We start from the raw sequence: 20,624 nt of genomic DNA, 5'->3' as shown, positions 1-20,624 counted from the left end.
GTAAAAATAGTAAGTAGGGTTTTTCAGCATATTCTTTATATTGACTAAGGCGTGTCCTCATGATTTTTAATAAGGCTCTGTAACACTATTTGCAGCTTATTTTTATTGATAGGCTTGGTCAAAAATTCATCCATCCCTACGGCAAAGCAAGCGTCACGATCTTCTGTCGAATTGTTTGCCGTCAACGCCACAATAGGAATATCATTTCCTTGTGCACGAATGGCCTGAGTCGCTTGTAAGCCGTCCATAACCGGCATTCGGCAGTCCATCAAAATAAGCGCAATCTCTTTATGCTGCGCTTGCAATTGACTTAACGCCTGCTGACCATCTTCTGCGACCACCGTACGATAGCCAAGCTTGGTTAATATCTTACAAGCTATTTTTTGATTGGTCGGACTGTCTTCTACCACTAAAATAAGCGGCGCTGCGATCGCATCGTTGACAGTATCTGTGATTGCGTTATCTGTGGTCGCGTTATCTATTTCTATTACGGGTGCGCCATTTTCTTTATTCACTTTTTGGATTGGTGCAAATGTCTGTCTGACTGGAAGAGTTAAGCGCAGCAGCTCAGATAACAATAAAGCACTGTCTAAAGGTTTGGCCAAAAAACCATTACATTGATCTAACAGTACAGAGGAGATACGGCGCTCAGGCTTCATGCTCAGCAGTATTTTAGGCATCGAGATAGTGGCCAGTAACTGGCTTAAGGCCTTACGCCGGTTATGACTGATTGTTTTATCGTCTCCTTCTGCTGGTTTAGGAAATACGATAGTGTTGCTCTCATAATATTCATAATCTAGTAGCAGAATGGGTGCCAGTGTTTGCGCATTCTCGGAGAGCTGTTTCGTTAACTGCCTAATGGTCGCACTATTGATCGAGGTATGAATAGTGGCTGGTATGGATAGATAGTCGCACAAACGTTGCAAATGTTCCGCACCCAGCGTTTGATTCATCACTGCAACCAGATGAATGTGAGTCAATTGTTCATGAAAACGATAGACTGGCTGATAGTTTGGACGATGACAAGGCAGGTATAGATCAATGCTGATACCTTCATCGGCGGTGCTATTTGACTCAATAAAGCCGCCCAATAATTGTGCAAAGCTGTTTGCCGTATTGAGTTCTAAAATTGCTTCAATAGAGGGCTGCTGTATAGGATAGTTGGTTGGGTTGTTTGCTTGATTGATATAAGTAAAATGCTGTGCTTGCTGCTGCGATGGGTTGCTCGTCCCAGTACTTTGTAGGCTAAACTTCACCCAGTTATGCGGATTTTTTGTTGTGCTGTCTTCGTGGATAGCCAGCGGCTCATTCTTGGTAGCTGATGGTAAAGGGTTGTCGGTAATGGCTTCAATCGTCAGAGAAACAGAGCCTGCAAGAGTGGATGTGATGGTACTGTCTAATAAATTTAGCAAAATTTGGCATAGGCGTTTGTGATCTGTATTGATATAACGCGGGCAGCTGGGGGCAAAAAAGTAATGCAGCTCGAGCCCTTGTCGCCGAGTATCATCTGTGACTAAGTCATTGACATGTTGTCCCAGTTTGTAGATGTCGACAGACTCAATCCTAAGACGGGTTTTCTTGACGTCGAACTCTCCTACACCCAGCATGTCATTGAGCTTCGTTAACATAGAGTCGCTCGACCTCATTAGCATCTGTAACACCGCATTCTGCTGGACAGAAAAAGTCTCGGGATTCATGGCTTCAAGAGTGTCGATTATAGTCTCTAGTGGTCTATGCAACTCATGATATATAGCGGGTTTGAGCCCATTAAATTCGTCGATTTTTCCTTGCAGCTGTTGGTTTTGTTGTTGTAGATGCGCGTTCTGATGGATGATTTCATTGACATTATTAAGCAGCACTGTAAAGCCATGCACTTGTCCGTGCTCACCAAACCAAGGGGTAATGTGTAACTGATAGGCTTGTTGATTCTCTAGACCGTGAACGTTTAGAGTACGGGTGACATACAAGTTAGAGAGTTTTTGTAGTAGTAGCTGGGTGGGTTCATCGTCAGCCGAGACAAAATCCGTCAATTGATAGTTGGTATCGCTTTGAAATGGGGTGGCAAATATCTGCTCAAAACGTTGATTAAAAAAGCTGATCTGACCGTGACGCATGATCATGACCATCGGTAGCGGTGCTTGCTCAACCAAACGCTCAAGACGATGTTGCAGCGTTTGTATACGTCGGTGGTTACTATGAAGTTGGTAACTGATACGACTGAGCGCATGACCTAGGCGCAAAAACTCAGCCGTAGAATTTTTGTTAATAAACGGTGGCGGCAGATAAGCGTCTTTCGCCTTGCTACTTAAATTATCGGTATAAGCTATCAGCTGTTGCCAGTTACTTTGGCGATTTAATGTATAGAGTAACGCCATGATGAAGAACATGATCGCCGTCATTAGCGGTAGCCAATAGCGATAGGATATCCAGTCTATCTCAAGTGGTTTGTGGCGTAATATGATATAGAGTTTGTGACCACTCTCAAGCTCAATGGTTCCTGTTAAATTACTAGAGTTGAGCTTATAGGCACTATAATTATTGCTATCAGAAGGCAGTGAAGTAAGGACATTAGGGAAGGTGACGGTGGCAAATGCACTCTCATTAGGACGGACATAGCGATGAATATGAGTCTGCCCAGATGGCATCATAGAAATAATCTGATAACTGACACCTGCAAAAGAAGGCTCAGTCAATATTTCTTGAAGGTCAGAGTTTAGAGGTTCTGCGTGTTCAGTAACGGCATGCTGCAATGACTCAAACGTGTCTATACTCTGCTGATGATTATGCGTGTTTAGGTCATCAAACTGCGCGAAGTAATACAGTGACAACATGGCCAGCAGTGTCACTGTATAAAAGAGCAGCAAACGCTGTAAAGACTGAAACTGTTGCATGAAAGCCTGACCCTATATCGGAACGATAAAATACAATTATGATGAGTCTGTCACCAATCTGATAAATGCGCGACACTTGTTATGGGTCTGTTCTATGTTGATAAGTCGTTTAGCTCAATTAATAAGTCGCTTGGCTCACTATAAATGATGACACGCCCTAGTGTTGTTACTAGTGACAAACGAGAGATCATTGAATAAAAAATTCACTACGTGTCAATAATAAGTTCCCGTAGTACAAATACAAAGACTTCCTATATATAAACCTCTTCATAAAAGGGTGTTAAAAAGAGATCGTGATGGGCTTTATTGCTATTATAAAGATAAATGGGCTTATTAGTAACGCTGGATTGACACTATTACAATCATGGCACAACGTCGTAAACTCACCTATAATGGGCACATCAATCATATATTATAATGCATGACTATGAACACAATTGCTTTCGTCTCTGATCTGTCTATGGATTCTACTAAACCTCAGCAAGATCCCATTCTTGGTGCTCAGCAGGGTACTAACCCTTTAAGGATAGTATTTGCTGGGACGCCTGAGTTTGCAGCGATTAGCCTAGAGGCTTTGATTCGCCAACAAGAATCCCTGAATATAGAGATTGTCGCGGTGTACACCCAGCCTGATCGCAAAGCAGGTCGCGGACAAAAACTCTCAGCTTCTGCTGTCAAGCAAGTGGCATTAGCCAATGATATCGCAGTCGAGCAACCGCTCACCTTTAAAAAATCTAGTACCGAAGGCATGGCGGCGCGGCAGACCTTGCGTACTTATCAGCCAGACGTGATGATTGTCGCCGCTTATGGCTTGATATTGCCTATTGGTGTATTGGACACGCCTACTTATGGTTGCCTAAATATTCACGCTTCATTATTACCACGCTGGCGCGGTGCTGCACCGATTCATCGTGCACTCTTGGCCGGAGATGATGAGACAGGCATTACTATTATGCAGATGGACAAAGGCCTTGATACGGGCGACATGCTTTATAAAGTCAGCGCCAGTATTGAGCCTACTGATACGGCCGCCAGTTTGCATGATAAGATGGCTGAGCTTGGTTCGACGGCCATTGGCACTGTGCTACAAGACTTGGTACATTACCAAAAACAGGCTGTATCTCAGGATGATAGCCAAGCCAACTATGCTGAAAAACTGGTCAAAACGGAAGGCGAAATCGACTGGACGCAATCCGCTACTGAGATTGAACGCCAAATTCGTGGACTGACCCCATGGCCGGGTGCCTATACTTTCTTGGCAGGGCAACGTGTCAAAGTATTGGCTAGCTTGCCTGTGAACCGCTCACAGCAAACCAATGAGCCTGTTGGCACTGTTATCAGTGTCGGACGCAAAGCGATTTTAGTCGCTTGTGGCAAAGAGAGCGAAGCTGAATCATCAGCCACTACTTTAGCCATAACTCACTTACAGTTTGCCGGTGGTAAGCCGATGACCGCTGAGCAAATTTGCCATGGCAATCAGCTAAATGATGGCGATCAATTTACGACAGAATCAAAATAGCTTTTACTTATATTTAACCTACTTGCACAAGACGCTATCGACCATACGTCAAGGAAATAAAATTTAATGAGACAAACCAGCACTGCGCCAAGAAACAATAAGCTCAAACCGTCAAGCAACCTTATCATGAATGGCAGTGTGCGCGTGCGCGTGATTCGTACTTTGCTCGCTATTCAAAACGGTCAGTCGCTCTCAAGCGTCCTTGATCCATTATTGAATAGTCTGCATGATGGTGACAAAGGCTTCGCCCATGCGCTATTGCTCACGACATTGCGTCAATGGCATGCGCTGGCACGTTTGCTCGATACTTTAGCAGACAACCCTATCGATGAAGTGGAAGTGCGTACCACCATTCAAGTAGGCTTAGTACAGTTGCTGTATTTAGAGGTGGCTGATCATGCAGCGATTCATGAAACCGTTGAAGCGGCGAAAGAGATTGAGTTCGCTCATTCGACTGGTTTGGTGAATGCTATTTTGCGTAAAGTCGCCAAGAATCCAAGCAAATTTCGTAAGAAGTGCGATAAAAAACACAGCCTACCGAATTGGCTCGCTTATCAGCTTAAGCAAGATTGGAGCGAGCAGTATGATGAGCTGACACAAGGCTTGCGCCAACCAGCACCGATGTTTTTACGAGTAAACTCGGCGGTTACTTCGGTAGAGGATTATCAGCATGCGTTGGATGGGGCAGAAATTGATGCAGACATCGTTGAGCTAACGACTGGTTTTAAGGTAGCGAATTCGCCAGAGTCTGCCACTCCTACAACGCTATTAACCAAAGGTCTCCGGCTACATCAAAGCACTGCCGTTAACGCTTTGCCTGAGTTTGCTTTAGGGGTTGCTAGCGTCCAAGACATGCATGCCCAGTTAGCTGCACCAATTATTAATAAAGCATTGATGGCTAAGCTTAGCGCTGAAAATAACAGCGCTGAAAGTGCGAATACTGACAACGACAGTGCTGAAAGTAATAATAATGAGCTACACATTTTAGATGCATGTGCGGCACCTGGTGGCAAGCTGGCTCACTGGTTAGAACTTATAAGCGCTAATGACGAATCATCTTTGTTTCACGTGAAACAAGATGATGCTGAAACGTCGCCTGAGACAGCTAATATCAAGGTAACGGCTATCGATAATGAAGCACCACGTATTGAGCGTATTCGTGAGAATTTACAGCGCCTAAATCTGAGTCAGCATGATTTGCAGCAAGCAGATAACAGCATCGCACTCAACATCGTCTGTGCAGATGCGACCAGATGGCAGCATGGCAAGAATAAAAAAGCGGCGACAAATGAACCTGTATTTGATGCGATATTATTGGACTCTCCTTGTACCGCGACTGGCGTGATTCGCCGTCATCCTGATATCAGTATCCTGCGTACCGAAGAAGACATCGAGCAAACGGCGCTGTTGCAAGCAGACATCTTGCATAACTTATGGCCACAACTCAAAGCTGGTGGTTATCTGCTATACGTGACATGTTCTATCTTGAAGCAAGAGAACGTCGAGCAAATGCAGGACTTTATTACTCATCATAATGATGCGGTAGCGATTGAGTTTACCGAGGAATGCAGTTGGGGTATCGAACAAGCAATCGGTCGTCAGTGCTTACCGATTGATAGCGCGAGTGGCGATGGTTTCTATTATGCGTTGTTGCACAAAACTGCTGAATAAACCGTTTTTAACTATTGAATAACATTATTGTAGACAGGACAATCTAATGAAATATATCAGTACCCGTGGTCAGACAGCGCCGATGGATTTTAGTGATGTGCTTTTGATGGGTCTTGCCCCAGACGGTGGTTTGATGTTGCCTGAGCACTACCCAAACATTGATAGCGCTGTACTCGATGAATGGCGTATGCTTAGCTATCCGCAGCTTGCGATGGCGATTATGCAGCGTTTTGCCACGGATATTCCTGCGGCTGATTTGCAAGACCTCATTGAACGCACTTATACCACTGAGGTGTTTGGCTCTGATGAGATTGTTCCTGTCCGCAAGCTTGAAGACAATTTGTATATTCTAGGATTATCAAACGGTCCGACATTGGCGTTTAAAGATGTTGCCATGCAGTTCTTGGGCAATGCCTTTGAGTATGTGCTTAAGAAAAAAGACGCGCGTATTACTATCATCGGCGCGACTAGTGGTGACACGGGTAGTGCGGCAGAGTATGCGCTACGTGGTAAAGAAAATATCGAAGTCTTTATGCTGTCACCACATGGCAAAATGAGTGAATTCCAACGTGCGCAGATGTATAGCTTGACGGATGCTAATATCCATAATATCGCTATCGAAGGTATGTTTGATGATTGTCAGGATATCGTCAAGGCATTGCAGCAAGATGCTGAGTTTAAAGCGGCTTATAATTTAGGCACGGTAAACTCTATCAACTGGGGTCGTATCCTTGCGCAAATCGTTTATTACTTTAAAGCCTATTTTGCCGTGACTGCCAATAACGACGAAAAAGTCAGCTTTAGCGTGCCATCGGGTAACTTCGGTAATATCTGTGCCGGTCACATCGCTCGTGAAATGGGACTGCCAATTGATCGTTTGATTGTCGCTACCAATGAAAACGATGTGCTAAATGACTTCTTTAACCAAGGTGCTTATCAGCCGCGCCCGACTGAAAAAACTTACATTACCTCAAGCCCATCGATGGATATCTCCAAAGCGTCCAACTTTGAGCGTTTTGTTTATTTGCTACTAGAAAAAGACAGCGCGCGCGTTCATGAGTTGTTTGAAGGGGTAAAATCTGGTCAAGGTTTTGACTTATCTGACTTGATGGATGCGGTCAATAGCCGTTACGGTTTTGCTGCTGGCAAGTCTACCCATAACGACCGCTTGCAGACTATCAAAGCACTGTATGAGCAACACGGTGAACTGGTCGATCCACACACTGCTGACGGTATCAAGGTCGCCAAAGAGCTACAGTTGGATGGTGAAATCATTGTCTGTGCGGAGACAGCGTTACCCGTCAAATTTGCTGACACGATCGTTGAAGCGATTGGGCCAATAGACATTGCTCGCCCAGCGCATACCGAAGGCTTGGAGAGCTTACCACAGCACGTGGTGGTGCTAGATAATGACGCTGAGCAAGTCGCTGAGCAAATTCGTCAGCATGTCAGGCCAAATCCAGCCTGAATTAACGCTGGACTTGTTATTAGCTTTGTTTAACCATTAAACAAGCGTCCACATAAAAGTTACGCCATTGTAATAAAGTGTTTATGATTGTGTTATGGTAGATATAATTGTAATATTGGAAACAGCGTCGGCGACTCATCATTTTGCTAGACGCTTTTTTAGCAATCACACCAGCCAATTACACTGAACAGCTGCCCTATAGGCGTTATGATAACTGTACTGTTAGGCTCTTTTATGCTCTTAATTGCTTGTCATTGATTTTAGTAATGCTCAAGGATTAAGATTAAATCAAGGGTCTAAATAGTATTAATTGTGGCGACAACAGCGGTACATATTGTGGATATAACAATGAAGATGAGCTTAAAAACGATAGCAAAAGCCCTGTTGATCACGACATTTAGTAGTACGATGCTAATGAATGCTGCCCACGCTAACAATCCAGCACCAACTATTAAAGCGGATGCACCCAATCGCTATACGGTTAAAAAAGGCGATACATTGTGGGACATCTCAGGACGCTATCTAGACAGTCCATGGCGCTGGAAAGAAATTTGGGCGACCAATAAGCAAATCAAAAACCCCAATCTTATTTATCCTAACGACATTCTTATCTTATGTGTGATTCAAGGTAAGACTTTGATTGGTGTCGATACGGGTGAGGGCTGTGCTGGGATTGAAAAACAATTGACCGGTACGGCAGTTGCCACCTCGGTAACAGTCACGTCGACGGCGAATAGCATTCCTCCTATCCCATGGTCTGCTATCCAGCATTGGCTAGATAAAACCATCATCGTTAATCCAGCAGATTTTAATACCACACCATATATATTAGCGTCTAAAAAAGGCAACTTAATCACGGCAAGTGGTGATAAAGTGTATGCTAAAGGCGTGCCACTTATCGTTGGTCAGCGTTATGGTATCTACCGTGAAGGTGAGATGTATGTCGAGCCAAAGACTCAGCAAGTCATCGGACTTGAAGTCACACAAGTCGCGACTGGATTGGTTACGTCTACAGAAACCAATGGCGTTACCAGTTTGCAGCTTACCGACAGCTACGGCAAAGAAGTCCGTGAAGGTGATCGCGTTTTTGTTGAGTTAAACAACTCTATCCCGCCCGTATTTTACCCAACGCCTGCAACGGTTAGCCGCGGTGGTATGATTGTCCGCGTCATGGACTCAATCAGTTCAGCGGCGAAGGGCAGTGTGGTCGCGATTAATTTGGGCAGCGCAGAGGGCGCCAAACCAGGGGATGTATTGACTGTCTATCAAAAAGGGGCGTTGGTACGCGATACCAAAGATAATGATGCCTCTGTACGTCTACCTAGTGAGCCAAGCGGTATGGTGATGGTGTTCAATACTTTTGACCATATCAGCTACGCTTATGTGCTTGATTCTGAGCTACCGCTCAATGTGGGTGATCAATTATTACCTCCCCCTTATCTATAAGCCAGACTTCTTGAGTCAGTTGAATCCGTAAATGCGAGTCAGACCATTATGACGGCAGTTTCTCCAGTGTTACCCGACGAGCAGCGTGCAATATTGGCGCTGTGGACCGAGGTGAATGCGTCATTATCGGCTTATCATAAGCTTATTACCTCTTTTGGTGCGGCGGAGCTTGCTTGGCAAGCCAAAGCAGAAGCATGGCGTCAGTTGGGTATTCACCATACGCATCTTGCCCGCCATGAACAGCCAGAGCACACGCAAGCCAGTATCGATAAAATTCAGCAAGCGCTCAACGAGGGACGCTACGGTCTGCTATTTTCTGATCAGCCTGATTATCCTGCCCAACTCTTACAAATCTATGATCCACCGCCATTATTGTTTTATCGTGGTAATCATGCACGCCTGCATCAAGCACAAATAGCCGTCGTCGGCAGTCGAAAGCCCACCGCCCATGCCCAAAAAATCACTTTCGATATGGCACAGTATTTGGCGCAAGCTGGTTATATCATCACCAGTGGTCTTGCCATGGGGGTAGATAAGCGTGCGCATTTGGGTGCGCTGGCTCAGACAGATACTGAGTATCAAGGTCGAACGATTGGAGTCATGGGTACAGGGATTGATGTCAATTATCCCAATCATCATGATAAGTTATTTACTCAAATCATCGATCAAGGTGGCTGTATTATCAGCGAGCTGTTACCACACACGCAGCCGCATAAGCATACGTTTCCACGCCGGAATCGTTTGGTTGCTGGATTAAGCTTGGCGACCATAGTGACGGAAGCCACGATTCAAAGCGGCTCACTGATTACTGCGCGCCTAACCTCTGAGCAAGGCAAGCAAGTTTTTGCGATTCCCAGTCATATTGACAATAGCAATGCTGAAGGCTGTCACCATTTGATACGTGAAGGCGCGACGCTGATTTATCATCCGCAGCAAGTAATCGAGGACGTCAATGGTCAGCTGGATTATGACAATAATGGCTATCGACCAGCACAACAGACAGCCAAGGCCAATCATAAGCTATCGGATAGTCATCAACCTTCTCATGCCGCAGAGACAGCTTCTGTGCCAGCGACGAGCCAATCGATACCGTCTAACATCAAATCCCCTAAAAGCGCTATCGTCGTCCCTGAGCATTTAACGCTGGTCTATGAGCAACTTGACTGGCATGGACAGGATTTAGACGCGCTATTGGTCAGCACCAAGCTTACACCACCGCAGCTGATTGGGCAGTTAATGGAGCTTGAGTTACTGGGTGTTATCAGCGTGCAAGGTGGGCGTTATTTACGCGTTTAAAGTCGTACTTTCTCTACTTTTACGTTTTTCTACTTATTAATTTTAAGTGATTGAATACGGTACAATTTCATAAATATAGTCAGTCAAAGGTAATATCGAACCATCATGCACTGCTAATATCAATTTTTCTTGCTTGCTGTGCCTGCGCAGACAGAGGCGACAAAAAATGGATATCAGCAATACCGTCGCGTTTTTAGGATGTTTTGACTATATTTGAATTTGGCTCACTTAGTCAGCTTCTCTCCTATGTTATTATTAATGCTTAAACTCCTACCTTTTCGAAGCCTTCAAGCCATGAAAAAATCCGCATCCTTTACTACTGATTCTGTCGCTCAAGCTGCTACGTGGCTAAAAGAAGGGCAGCTGCTTGCTTATCCCACCGAAAGCGTTTGGGGTATCGGCTGTGATGCTTACGACGAGATAGCCGTTCAGCGCATTTTGGATATCAAACAACGGCCACAAGCCAAAGGCATGATTGTCGTTACTGACAGTGCCGAGCGTTTAATGCCTTTACTAGAGCCTTTAGAAGACGGTCAGCGCCAACAAATTATCAAGAGTTGGCAGACAGATAGTGGCCATAATAACGATGATAATTTGCAATATAAGCAAGCACATACATGGTTGCTACCCATTCCGCAGGCTCTAACGACAGTGATACCTTCTTGGATTACGGGGCAGCATCAAACAGTGGCAGTTAGAGTCATTGCCCATCCTATGGTTCGTCAATTGTGTCAACAATTGGTCGACGTTCAAAACCCCTTTGGGCTATTGGTTTCTACAAGTTGTAATCCATCAGGGCAACTGCCTGCTATGACCTTCGACGATGCTTATGCCTATTTTGGCGAGCAAATCAGCTACTTGCAGGCTGACACTTTAGGCTATACCTTGCCTAGTCAAATTCGTGATGCAACGACAGGATTAATTATTCGCTAGACAAATTACAGTTATTTAAAGATTGATACTTATATCTATTTCACTATTGACAGAAATAAAAGAATAGCGCAAGATAAGTTAATCTAATCGTATAAAAAATTAAGTGAATGGCTCTTATGAAACTAAATCCTGTGACCGAAAAATTTATCTTACATTGGGGTGAAATGGGCTCGCAGTGGGGCGTCAATCGCACCATGTCACAGATTCATGCATTGTTATTCATCATCGGTAAGCCGCTAAATGCTGAAGAAATTACCGACACACTTGGTGTTGCTCGCTCTAACGTCTCAAACAGTATCAAAGAGTTGCAGCATTGGGGCTTGGTACAAAAAGTCTCCATATTGGGTGACCGTCGTGACCACTTTACGACCAATACCGATGTTTGGGAGTTGGCACGTATTATTGTCGTTGAGCGTCAGAAGCGTGAGCTTGAGCCAACAGTGCAGTTTTTACAAGAGCTCATGGACAGCCCTGAATTTGAACATGAAAATAATGAGGTAAAGTCACGTATCCGTGATACCCAAGAATTCGTCAGTACCCTAACCACTTGGTCATCTGAGATGCTTAAGCTGCCCACAAGCATCCTCAAAAAAGTCCTCAAACTTGGCGCCAGTATTAAAAAGGTTTTGCGTTGACAGTAAGCTGTACGATTTAAAATAAAAAATTTGAGATGTAATTTCTGTTTTGACAGAAATATATGTAATAGATATAAAGGCCAGCTAAGTTTAAGTGACACGAGCTTCAGTAAAAGTAGCAGCAATAAGAAACAGCAACGACAAATGGATGTGTAAAATGACAGTCAATCAAACACACGCTAATAAAGAGCAAGCCATTAAAAAGGCTATCGCTGCAGTCGAGTGGCAAGACTTGCGCCAGTTAACGCGCGGTCAAATCGCTTATAACGTTATTTTGCCTTATACATTTTTGTTGTTGTCTTGGTGGTTTGCCAGTCAATCATGGTATGTACTGGCATGCGGGGCTTCTTACTTATTTTTTGCTGCTGCTTTTCGCCAAGCGCACGATGGCTATCATCATAGTTTAGGGACAGCTAAAAGCACGACCACCGCCATATTACTATTGCTTAGCGTGTTACTGATGACCAGCTTACACAGCATTCGCGCCACTCACATGGCACATCATCGTGACCCATTGGGTGATAGTGATATTGAAGGCAGTCTAGCAAAAGTGTCATGGTGGCAAGCACTGCTCGGCGGGATAACTTATCGGCTCGATATTTATCGTCAAGGACTGCGTCTAAGCAGCCGTCGCAATCAAAGCTTGGCTTGGCTAGAATTTGGCTTGATTGCTTTAGTTATCTTGGTTGCCTTCGTACTGACCGTATTTACTGTCGCTGTTCCTGCTCTGACCATGTTAGCGCAAGTGTTGATATATCACCTACTGACCATGATGTTGGCCAATGCTAGCGTTGGCATCATTGCTGTATGGGGCGTGCACCATGATTGTGATGAGACGATCGCTCGCACTGAGCGTAATTCAGTGGTCAATTTCCTAACTTTTAACCTGCTATATCACGTAGAGCACCATCTGTTTCCTGCCGTCCCATCAAACCATTTACCTGAACTTGCCAAGCGTTTGGATACCGCCGCGCCACACCTGACCAAAGCACATGTGTTACCGAGTGTGGCTAACGTCATAGATTTTATTAATCATCGTTGGAACAAATTAAAGAACAAATCTCAAAATAGTAACGATAGTGAGTGTCCTATTCGTAAACGTTTTGCCTAATAAGTAGGCTAAATAAAATCAAGATACTTATCCATCAATTATCCACAGTAGTTTCATTGGCTTTGCCAACGCCGTATTTATACTCAATTAACGACGAATGTTAATAGGATAAATATCATGAAAACGAATAATAATATAGGTGCTTACCCTTACCTATCAGTGCTTATTTTGTTTGCAGGGCTTGGCAGCATAGTTGGTGGGTTGATTGCAGAACTGGGTTTATTGTTTATTTTTAGGAATGAGGATTTTGCGCAGATTGGTTATCAGCCATTGCTATATGTCGGTCTGCTTGGTTTTATTCCTGCTTTATTAACAGGCATTATTGTCGCCACTCAACAGATATGGCGCGGTGATCATAAGAGTCTACGCACGACATTTTTGATTGGGTTTATAACGTCAGCAAGTTATATGGGCGCAATCGTCTTATATTTAGGCATAAACTCATTGATAGAGGTTGGCGTGCTACTGGCCTTTATGATTGGTATAGGACTATTTGGTGCTATCAATTCAGCCATCGCTGGCTGTATTGCTTTACCAAAAGCATGTAAAAGTCGTTTTGATATAAAGGTTAAAAAAGAAGACGATAGCTATAACGGATTAAGTTTTACTAAACGATAAGCGAAAAATATAAGGAATAGGACATGAATATTTTAATCAGTGGTGGCTCAGGATTTTTAGGTAGTGCCTTTAGCAATGAAATTATGGCGCGTTATCGTGCCCAAAATAAAGCGCTACATGTTACTTGGCTGACGCGTGATAGTAGCCAAGCTCATCCGAATGATATCAATATGATGACTTATGATGAGCTGGCGAGCTCGGATAAAAGCTTTGATGTCATCTTAAACCTAGCAGGGGCAGGTATCGCTGACTCGCGTTGGAGCGATGAGCGCAAAGAGCAACTCATGGCGAGCCGTGTTAAGCCTACCGAATCCTTATTGGCATTTATTAAGCGTACCAGTATTAAGCCCAAGCTAATGGTCAGCGGCTCTGCGATTGGTTGGTATGGCACACAAGGTGACAAACCTCTTACCGAAAGCAGTGGTTTTGAGACTGATTTTGCTCATCGATTATGTGATGAATGGGAGCAGTTAGCTTTGACAGCAACCGAATATAGCATGCCCGTGGCTATTGTGCGTACAGGTGTAGTGATTCATCCTGATGGCGGGATGCTCGGTAAGTTATTAACCCCATTTAAAATGGGTGTCGGTGGACAATTGGGTGATGGCAAGCAGATCATGAGTTGGGTCAGCCGTGAGGACTGGGTAGGGGCAGCGATATTCATTATTGAGCAGCATCTTGCTAGTAAGGGCGATAGTGATGCTAACACTACACATGATAATGCATTGCAGCCTACTAATGATACACCAGCGTTTGTATATAACTTAACGTCGCCAAACCCAGTAAGTAATCATACTTTTACCAAAACACTGGGTTCATGGTTACACCGTCCGACATTTTTTACCTTACCAAATTTTTTACTCAAGCTGATGTTTGGTGAGATGTCGACACTATTGATAGATGGTCAAAAAGTATTGCCACAAGCATTACAGGACGCAGGTTATGATTTCCAGCATCCGACACTTAAACAAGCTTTAGAAGAGCAGAAGTTGTAAATAATCATGAAGGTTGTTTCATGTGAAACGTGATTCTTCATTGTAGGGTGCTTTGTTTCATGTGAAACAAAATAGAGGTTTTTATGAGTGACATTGAGTTTAGTACAGTCAAAGCACCTAGCTATCCTAAAGGTAAGGTAATAGGGATTTATGGATTATTAGGTGGTGCGATAGGTAGCTTAATTGTCTTTGTGCCTGTAATCATAATAGATGCAGTAACATGCGCTAGTTTAGATCCTATAGAAATTGGGAAAATTTTGGCAAGTGTTAGTATCATTGGCGCGGTGGTTGGTTTATTACCTTCGCTAGTCGCAGGAATAATTATTTGTAAGTTCACATTATGTTTTGATTCAGCTAGAAAGATATTGCCTTTATTTGCTATCGGTTTGTTTAGTACTTTTATATTTTCAGTTTGGATAATGCTAGATGAGATTGTTTCAGAAAAAATCATATCTGCTTTGCTTTTTAGCTTGATAGGTGGCGCAAGTGCAGTAGTCACAGGTCTTATCGCATTACCTAAATACAAATAAAATTTATCTAATAATTTCACTATTGACAGAAATAAAATAAATAAAACTAGATAATTAAATTAAGTGGTCGCGCCAGCAAGACAGCTACTGCTTATCACTAAGTAAGGAGAACATCATGCGTCATCCTTCGTTAGCCAATATTGAATGGCAAGATTTGCGTGAGCTCAAGCCCACTGAGACCGTTTACAATATCTTTTTATCGTTACCATTTTTATTATTGTCATGGTGGAGCGCGTGGCAGGGGTTTTGGCTACTTGCGCTGGCTGCGACGTTTTTCTTTTTTACTGCCGCACTTAGACAAGCCCATGATTGCTATCACCGCACTTTAGGTGTGAGTAAGGTCGCCACAGAGCTCATGCTATTTATGCTGAGTATCACCATGCTTTGTAGTACGCATGCCATTCGGCACACTCATCTCAATCATCATAGAGATCCGCTTGGAGACAGCGATGTCGAAGGTAACTGGGCACGCCTGCCGTGGTATCAGGCGATATTAGGCGGTGGTATTTTTTCGATTATGATTCAGTGGTTTGGTTTGACGCATGGTAGTAGCCGCAATCGCATGCTCGTTGGCTTTGATATGCTGCTTATTTTCGCAGTGATTGCCACCGCTTTTATCACGATGCATCCCGTATTGATGTATCACGTATTGGTGATGATATTGGCCAATACGATGGTGGGATTCTTTGCCGTATGGAGCGTCCATCATGGCTGTGATGAGGTGGTATATGCCCGCAGTGAGCGTCATCCATTGATTAATTTGCTAACCTTTAACTTGCTTTATCACATCGAGCATCATCTGTTTCCAGCGGTGCCGACCAATCATTTACCGGCACTGGCTAAGCGTTTAGATGCTACCGCTCCACAGTGGACGCAGCAACCAGTCATTCCTTTTTTAGCACCAGTCAATAAGTATCCAGTAGTTAACATGAACAAAAATTCTAATAGTCTTAATACTGAGGTATCACTCATAAAGGAGTCATAACATGATTATTCAAAATCATATCAACAGCTATAGAGAGCAAGCGAGTTTATCCATTATCATGTACTACGATGATGCGTGTGTGATATGCAGCACCGAGGCGCATAATATGAAAAAACGTCAACCAGAGAAGATACGCTTAGTTCCTGTGGAAGAAGGGCTTGATGAGTTGGCCGTCGCAGGATTCAGCCGTGAGGATGCGATGACTTATATGTGTGTGCAAGACAGCTACGGCAATTGGTATACGTACATGGATGCCGTGCGACTGCTCTACAGAACGGGCGGCGTGAAATGGTCACCCTTGTTGTTTTTGCCAGTGGTCAAACAACTGGGTGACTTGGCTTATCCTTATGTCGCGCGCAATCGCTATAGAATTCCGAATTGGGTGACCAAGTTGCTCTATGGTCAAGCGCTGATGCAGGCTTGTGAAAACGGGGTCTGTAAAATAGCACCAGACAAACGCTAAAGTGCTTTTACTGTCCACTATTTGGTTTTGTGGCAACAGCACTTTAGAGGTAAAGCATATGAAGTTTTCGTGAAAAAAAAGACGCTATGTTCAGAGCATCAAATTTTTCACGTAAGATAGCATCCTCTTTATCTGATGAGACCTTATTATGTGGTTCTTTATCATTTTCACTCAGTTGCTAGCTGTTATGACCAGCGTTCTTCTCTGCTGGTTTGTAAAGCCAAAAACCACGTCTGCTAAAATCGCGCTGATAGCTGCTGTCTTTATTATTAATAATGTGGCTCTCATTTATGGTTTGACTGAGTTTTGGGGTGAGCGCTTTCATGTCTATCTGGTCGTTAGTATTTTACAAGGTTTTATGCTTTATGCTGGTCTGATAACTGCTGCGGTGGCGCTACTCGTTTATCAGCTCTTTAAGCGAAAATCTCTTCCAATATTCATTCGCGCTCTAGCTGTCACGACTTATATAGCCATTGTTAGCTTAGCGGTATTTAATGCTTACTCGCCCGTTGTACATCGTTTGACAGTTACGATTGATAAGCCGCTAGCTAAGCCAATGGATATCGCGCTTGTCTCTGATACGCATCTGGGTAGATGGTTTGGCAATCGACAGATAAAAAAAATGGTAAACCTTATCGATGCGCAACATCCCGATGTCGTGGTTATCGCTGGTGACATTATGAATGACGATACCATTGCTTACGATAATACGAATATGCATGAGCAGCTATCAAAGCTAAAGGCACCGCTTGGCGTCTATGCAACTTTAGGCAATCACGATTATTTCGGTTATGACCAACAGATCACACAGGCGGTGGAAGAGGCGGGCATCAAAGCGCTTGATAATGAGAGTGTGTTATTAAATGACTCGGTATGGCTGGTGGGGCGCTCAGATGATATCGATCGTACCAGACTGTCAGCTGAGGAGTTATTAACGCAAGTAGAAACAGATAAACCAGTGCTATTTTTGGAACATCGTCCTAGCGCGATGGATGAGGTCAGCGCCCTGCCAGTTGATTTGCATCTGTCTGGGCATACCCATGGCGGGCAGATATTTCCACTAACAATATTGATGAATTGGTTGACACCGCTAAATTATGGCAGCAAAAAAATAGCCGATACGCAGTTTTTGGTGACCTCTGGTTATGGCATCGGTCCCGTACCATTTAGACTGGGTACGCGTTCTGAGATTTGGATAATTACGTTGCAGTCTGGTGTATGAGCCATTTAAATAAATAATGTTATCCTTATGATAAAGCCTCTACCATATCTAAATGGTAGAGGCTTTTATTTGCTGTTAGGCTGGCTAATAGCTACTTTGCTCGTCTAGTCAGCTAAAAACATACTGCATTGACGCCATCATACTCAGGGATTCTTTATGCGCTACGCATTTTTCATTACCATTTTTGTGCTATTGCAGCTGTTTAGTGTCGGCGCAGCTCTAAGCGTGCAATGGTGGTTACAGCCTTGGCAGACAGCAGGTTTGCAAACTTCGGTATGGGTCATCATATTCATTATTACCAACGGTTTGCTGCTACTCAGTGTCAATAGAGCATTTGCCAATAGCTATCGCTGGATCAGTGGTTGGATGTTGGCCATGCACTTTATGCTATTGACGGCTTTAGTTACCAGCCTATTTTATGGTGGCTATTGGTTAATCACATCGCTAACTGTTAATGTGCTGGCTACACCGGCTACCGTCGATTTTGGGTTGCGCATATTGGCATTGGCAGTGTTTATCGGGTTGTTTGTTTATGCTCTATATAGCGCTTATGCGCCTGTGGTACGTGAGTTATCTATTGATATTGATAAGCCTTTGGCTAAGCCGCTACGTATTGCGGTCGCTAGCGATTTACATATCGGGAGATTGTTTGGCATTGGCGCGATAGATAGGCTGCATCGTCTGATTGTGCAGCATAAAGCAGACATATTGCTGATGCCGGGCGATATCATGGATGACAATACACAGGCATTTACCAAATATAAAATGGCAGAAAACTTGGCTGAGTTATGCAAAAGCTTGCCTTATGGGGTCTATGCGACTTTAGGCAATCATGACTTATACGGGCACGAGCAGCCGATTGTCCAAGCGTTGCGTGCTGCTGGCGTGCAGTTGTTAAATGACGAAGTCATACGCCTCACGCACCAAGGGCAAGCGCTTTGGCTGATGGGACGCTTCGACAATCATAAGCGTCAGCGCGTCCCGACGACTGATCTATTGGCGCAGGTCAATAGCGCTGAGCCGCTGATATTGTTAGACCACAGACCAAGTGATATTACTGAGCACAGTCAAATGCCGATTGATTTGCAGCTCTCTGGGCATACTCATAACGGTCAGATATTCCCCGCCAACTTCATTGTCAGTGCCATCAACCGCTTGGGCTATGGCTATGAGGTCATCAATGACAGTCACTTTGTGGTGTCATCTGGTTACGGCTTTTGGGGCATTCCGTTTCGACTAGGCTCGCGCTCAGAGATTTGGCTCATCACCCTCACTGGTCAGTAGGTTTTGCACAAAACAAGCAAACGACTTGATAATATAGCTTGTCTGATTGCCAAGACCTTGATGGACACTCATCAAGTTAATAAAACCGTGCGGTGCGCCTAGCACTGTATAGGTTTCTACTTTAACCCCTTCTTTTTGCAAAAGCTCAGCATAAGCCAGTCCTTCATCTCGCAAGATATCTAATTCCGCAACGACGACATAGCTTGGACACAGGTGTGTGTTGTCACCCTGCATGACTGATATAAGCGGGTGGGACTGCGTTAAACCACTGTGCTGAGTGTAGGCAGTATTAAAGATATTTGCATCGTTGTGATCGAGCAGCAAGCCTTCACCATAAAGCTCCCAACTCGGATATTCAGCCTCATAATCAGTGACAGGGTATAGCGGCAATTGGGCTAAAGGTCGCGGCAAGTCAGCCAGTGATTTTTTAAAGGTATTATTGGCTTTTTTATCAGTCTCAGTAGCTTGATTATTATCTTGCCATAATGCATCGATAGGCTTAATAACCTGCTGCGCAACCAGTGCTGCCAAGCAACCACCTGCACTATCACCAGACAATACGATGCGCGATGGCAATGCACCAAGTGACTGAGAATGTTTAGTCAGCCAAGCATACGCTGCTAGACAATCTTTAAGAGCCGTTGGCGCTGGATACTCAGGAGCCATGCGATAGTCGACACTCACGACTGCCCAGCCAGTTTGGGCACAGACCGTATGACAAAACTCGTGGTGCGTATCGATATCACCGATACAAAACCCGCCCCCATGAAAAAACAACATGGCGACTTCATCCGTACTTTTTCCCTCGTTATTCTGCTTCGACTGTTGGTAGCAGCGCACGGTCATGTCACCACCATCCGCATTGGCAATGGTCTTATCTTGCCAGCTGACGGCATTCTCTGAATTTCCTGAGGCCTCAGCATTTTGTTGCCAAACGCTAGGCGCTTGCAACGACACCGCATCTGTACCAAATTTCTGCCGTAGTTTGGGCAGCTTATCCAGTGCCAACGGGCGCTTGAGCTTATTACTGACAGCAAGTATCAGGCGCAGATGGGCGTCAGCAAGGGGATATTGCTCCGCTGTAGACGCTTTTAATTGGTGATTAAAACGTTCGAGTAGCGGCGTTGGCAGATTATCCAACCCTTTTAGCGCATAGTGCAAAGCATGATGCTGGTGCACATTTTTAGCGGCTGTCTTTTTTACGGTCTTGATTGTTTTTGTCAATAAAGCATTGAGCGATGGCACTGGTAAAATAGGCATAAACCCTCTCTTGTAATCGATGTTTAAACAAAGTTAGTCGGCTTTATAAGTGAACGATTAATATAGCAGCTAATCGCAAAGTTTATATTACATTCAGATCTATCTTAAAAGCCTGACTCGGTAAAGTGACGCATGGCTCGATGACAAAAACCTAATCATGTCTACCCATTATTTATCGCAGCATTTATTGCGTTATTGACAATAATCCTTATGCTCTGCAATGATTTATCTGGCTAAAGCGAAAAATTCCTCATATTAGGCTTGAAATTTATGGTCATCACCTTTATCAAGCAGCTA

Annotated in this window: 17 protein-coding genes; 15 read left to right on the top strand and 2 right to left on the bottom strand. The window is 44.1% G+C overall.

What is annotated here, in order from left to right:
- Positions 1 to 44: 44 nt before the first annotated feature.
- Entirely contained in the window at positions 45 to 2,891 is a 2,847-nt protein-coding gene (locus tag ACMFL8_RS14300) for a response regulator (RefSeq protein ID WP_413191348.1), read from the bottom strand.
- A 427-nt stretch (positions 2,892 to 3,318) separates the two neighbouring features.
- On the opposite strand from ACMFL8_RS14300, the gene fmt reads away from it, so the two are divergent.
- The 15 genes from fmt to ACMFL8_RS14225 all read left to right on the top strand — a co-directional run bounded on the left by fmt (position 3,319) and on the right by ACMFL8_RS14225 (position 19,067).
- A complete protein-coding gene (gene fmt, locus ACMFL8_RS14295; protein ID WP_240216410.1) occupies positions 3,319 to 4,410 on the top strand; it encodes a methionyl-tRNA formyltransferase in 1,092 nt (363 codons plus the stop codon).
- 66 nt (positions 4,411 to 4,476) lie between these two features.
- Positions 4,477 to 6,081 (top strand): transcription antitermination factor NusB, encoded by a 1,605-nt coding sequence (locus tag ACMFL8_RS14290; protein ID WP_413191347.1) that lies wholly within the window; start codon positions 4,477 to 4,479, stop codon positions 6,079 to 6,081.
- 46 nt (positions 6,082 to 6,127) lie between these two features.
- Complete coding sequence (gene thrC, locus ACMFL8_RS14285; protein WP_194620516.1) at positions 6,128 to 7,549, top strand: threonine synthase; 1,422 nt, start codon at positions 6,128 to 6,130, stop codon at positions 7,547 to 7,549.
- A gap of 348 nt (positions 7,550 to 7,897) precedes the next feature.
- Complete coding sequence (locus ACMFL8_RS14280; protein WP_227669967.1) at positions 7,898 to 8,995, top strand: LysM peptidoglycan-binding domain-containing protein; 1,098 nt, start codon at positions 7,898 to 7,900, stop codon at positions 8,993 to 8,995.
- A gap of 48 nt (positions 8,996 to 9,043) precedes the next feature.
- Positions 9,044 to 10,291, top strand: a complete 1,248-nt coding sequence (gene dprA, locus ACMFL8_RS14275) for a DNA-processing protein DprA (protein WP_194620513.1) — start codon at positions 9,044 to 9,046, stop codon at positions 10,289 to 10,291.
- 294 nt (positions 10,292 to 10,585) lie between these two features.
- Positions 10,586 to 11,224, top strand: coding sequence for an L-threonylcarbamoyladenylate synthase (locus ACMFL8_RS14270; RefSeq protein WP_413191346.1), 639 nt, complete (start codon positions 10,586 to 10,588; stop codon positions 11,222 to 11,224).
- Between the two features lie 116 nt (positions 11,225 to 11,340).
- Entirely contained in the window at positions 11,341 to 11,859 is a 519-nt protein-coding gene (locus tag ACMFL8_RS14265; RefSeq protein ID WP_194620509.1) for a GbsR/MarR family transcriptional regulator, read from the top strand.
- 157 nt (positions 11,860 to 12,016) lie between these two features.
- Entirely contained in the window at positions 12,017 to 12,970 is a 954-nt protein-coding gene (locus ACMFL8_RS14260; RefSeq protein ID WP_413191345.1) for a fatty acid desaturase family protein, read from the top strand.
- 117 nt (positions 12,971 to 13,087) lie between these two features.
- Positions 13,088 to 13,588 carry a hypothetical protein gene (locus ACMFL8_RS14255; protein WP_413191344.1) on the top strand — a complete coding sequence of 167 codons (501 nt, stop codon included), beginning with the start codon at positions 13,088 to 13,090 and terminating at the stop codon, positions 13,586 to 13,588.
- A 23-nt stretch (positions 13,589 to 13,611) separates the two neighbouring features.
- On the top strand, positions 13,612 to 14,583 hold the full coding sequence (locus ACMFL8_RS14250; RefSeq protein ID WP_413191343.1) for an epimerase: 972 nt from the start codon (positions 13,612 to 13,614) through the stop codon (positions 14,581 to 14,583).
- An 83-nt stretch (positions 14,584 to 14,666) separates the two neighbouring features.
- Positions 14,667 to 15,113 carry a hypothetical protein gene (locus ACMFL8_RS14245; RefSeq protein ID WP_413191342.1) on the top strand — a complete coding sequence of 149 codons (447 nt, stop codon included), beginning with the start codon at positions 14,667 to 14,669 and terminating at the stop codon, positions 15,111 to 15,113.
- A 115-nt stretch (positions 15,114 to 15,228) separates the two neighbouring features.
- Positions 15,229 to 16,098 (top strand): fatty acid desaturase family protein, encoded by an 870-nt coding sequence (locus ACMFL8_RS14240; RefSeq protein ID WP_413191341.1) that lies wholly within the window; start codon positions 15,229 to 15,231, stop codon positions 16,096 to 16,098.
- Position 16,099: 1 nt separating this feature from the next.
- The gene (locus ACMFL8_RS14235; RefSeq protein ID WP_189583940.1) at positions 16,100 to 16,561 is read left to right on the top strand and encodes a thiol-disulfide oxidoreductase DCC family protein; all 462 of its coding nucleotides are present in this window, start codon (positions 16,100 to 16,102) and stop codon (positions 16,559 to 16,561) included.
- A gap of 148 nt (positions 16,562 to 16,709) precedes the next feature.
- Complete coding sequence (locus tag ACMFL8_RS14230) at positions 16,710 to 17,783, top strand: metallophosphoesterase (RefSeq protein WP_189583943.1); 1,074 nt, start codon at positions 16,710 to 16,712, stop codon at positions 17,781 to 17,783.
- Positions 17,784 to 17,939: 156 nt separating this feature from the next.
- A complete protein-coding gene (locus ACMFL8_RS14225) occupies positions 17,940 to 19,067 on the top strand; it encodes a metallophosphoesterase (protein WP_413191340.1) in 1,128 nt (375 codons plus the stop codon).
- On the opposite strand, the gene ACMFL8_RS14220 is transcribed toward ACMFL8_RS14225, so the two are convergent.
- Complete coding sequence (locus ACMFL8_RS14220; RefSeq protein ID WP_413191339.1) at positions 19,032 to 20,327, bottom strand: alpha/beta hydrolase; 1,296 nt, start codon at positions 20,325 to 20,327, stop codon at positions 19,032 to 19,034. The two genes, ACMFL8_RS14225 and ACMFL8_RS14220, sit on opposite strands and share 36 nt — an antisense overlap.
- Positions 20,328 to 20,624: the final 297 nt, after the last annotated feature.

It is taken from the genome of Psychrobacter sp. AT9 (assembly GCF_047272965.1).
Taxonomy (GTDB): Bacteria; Pseudomonadota; Gammaproteobacteria; order Pseudomonadales; family Moraxellaceae; genus Psychrobacter; species Psychrobacter glaciei.
This window is presented reverse-complemented; position numbering and strand designations above follow the sequence as displayed.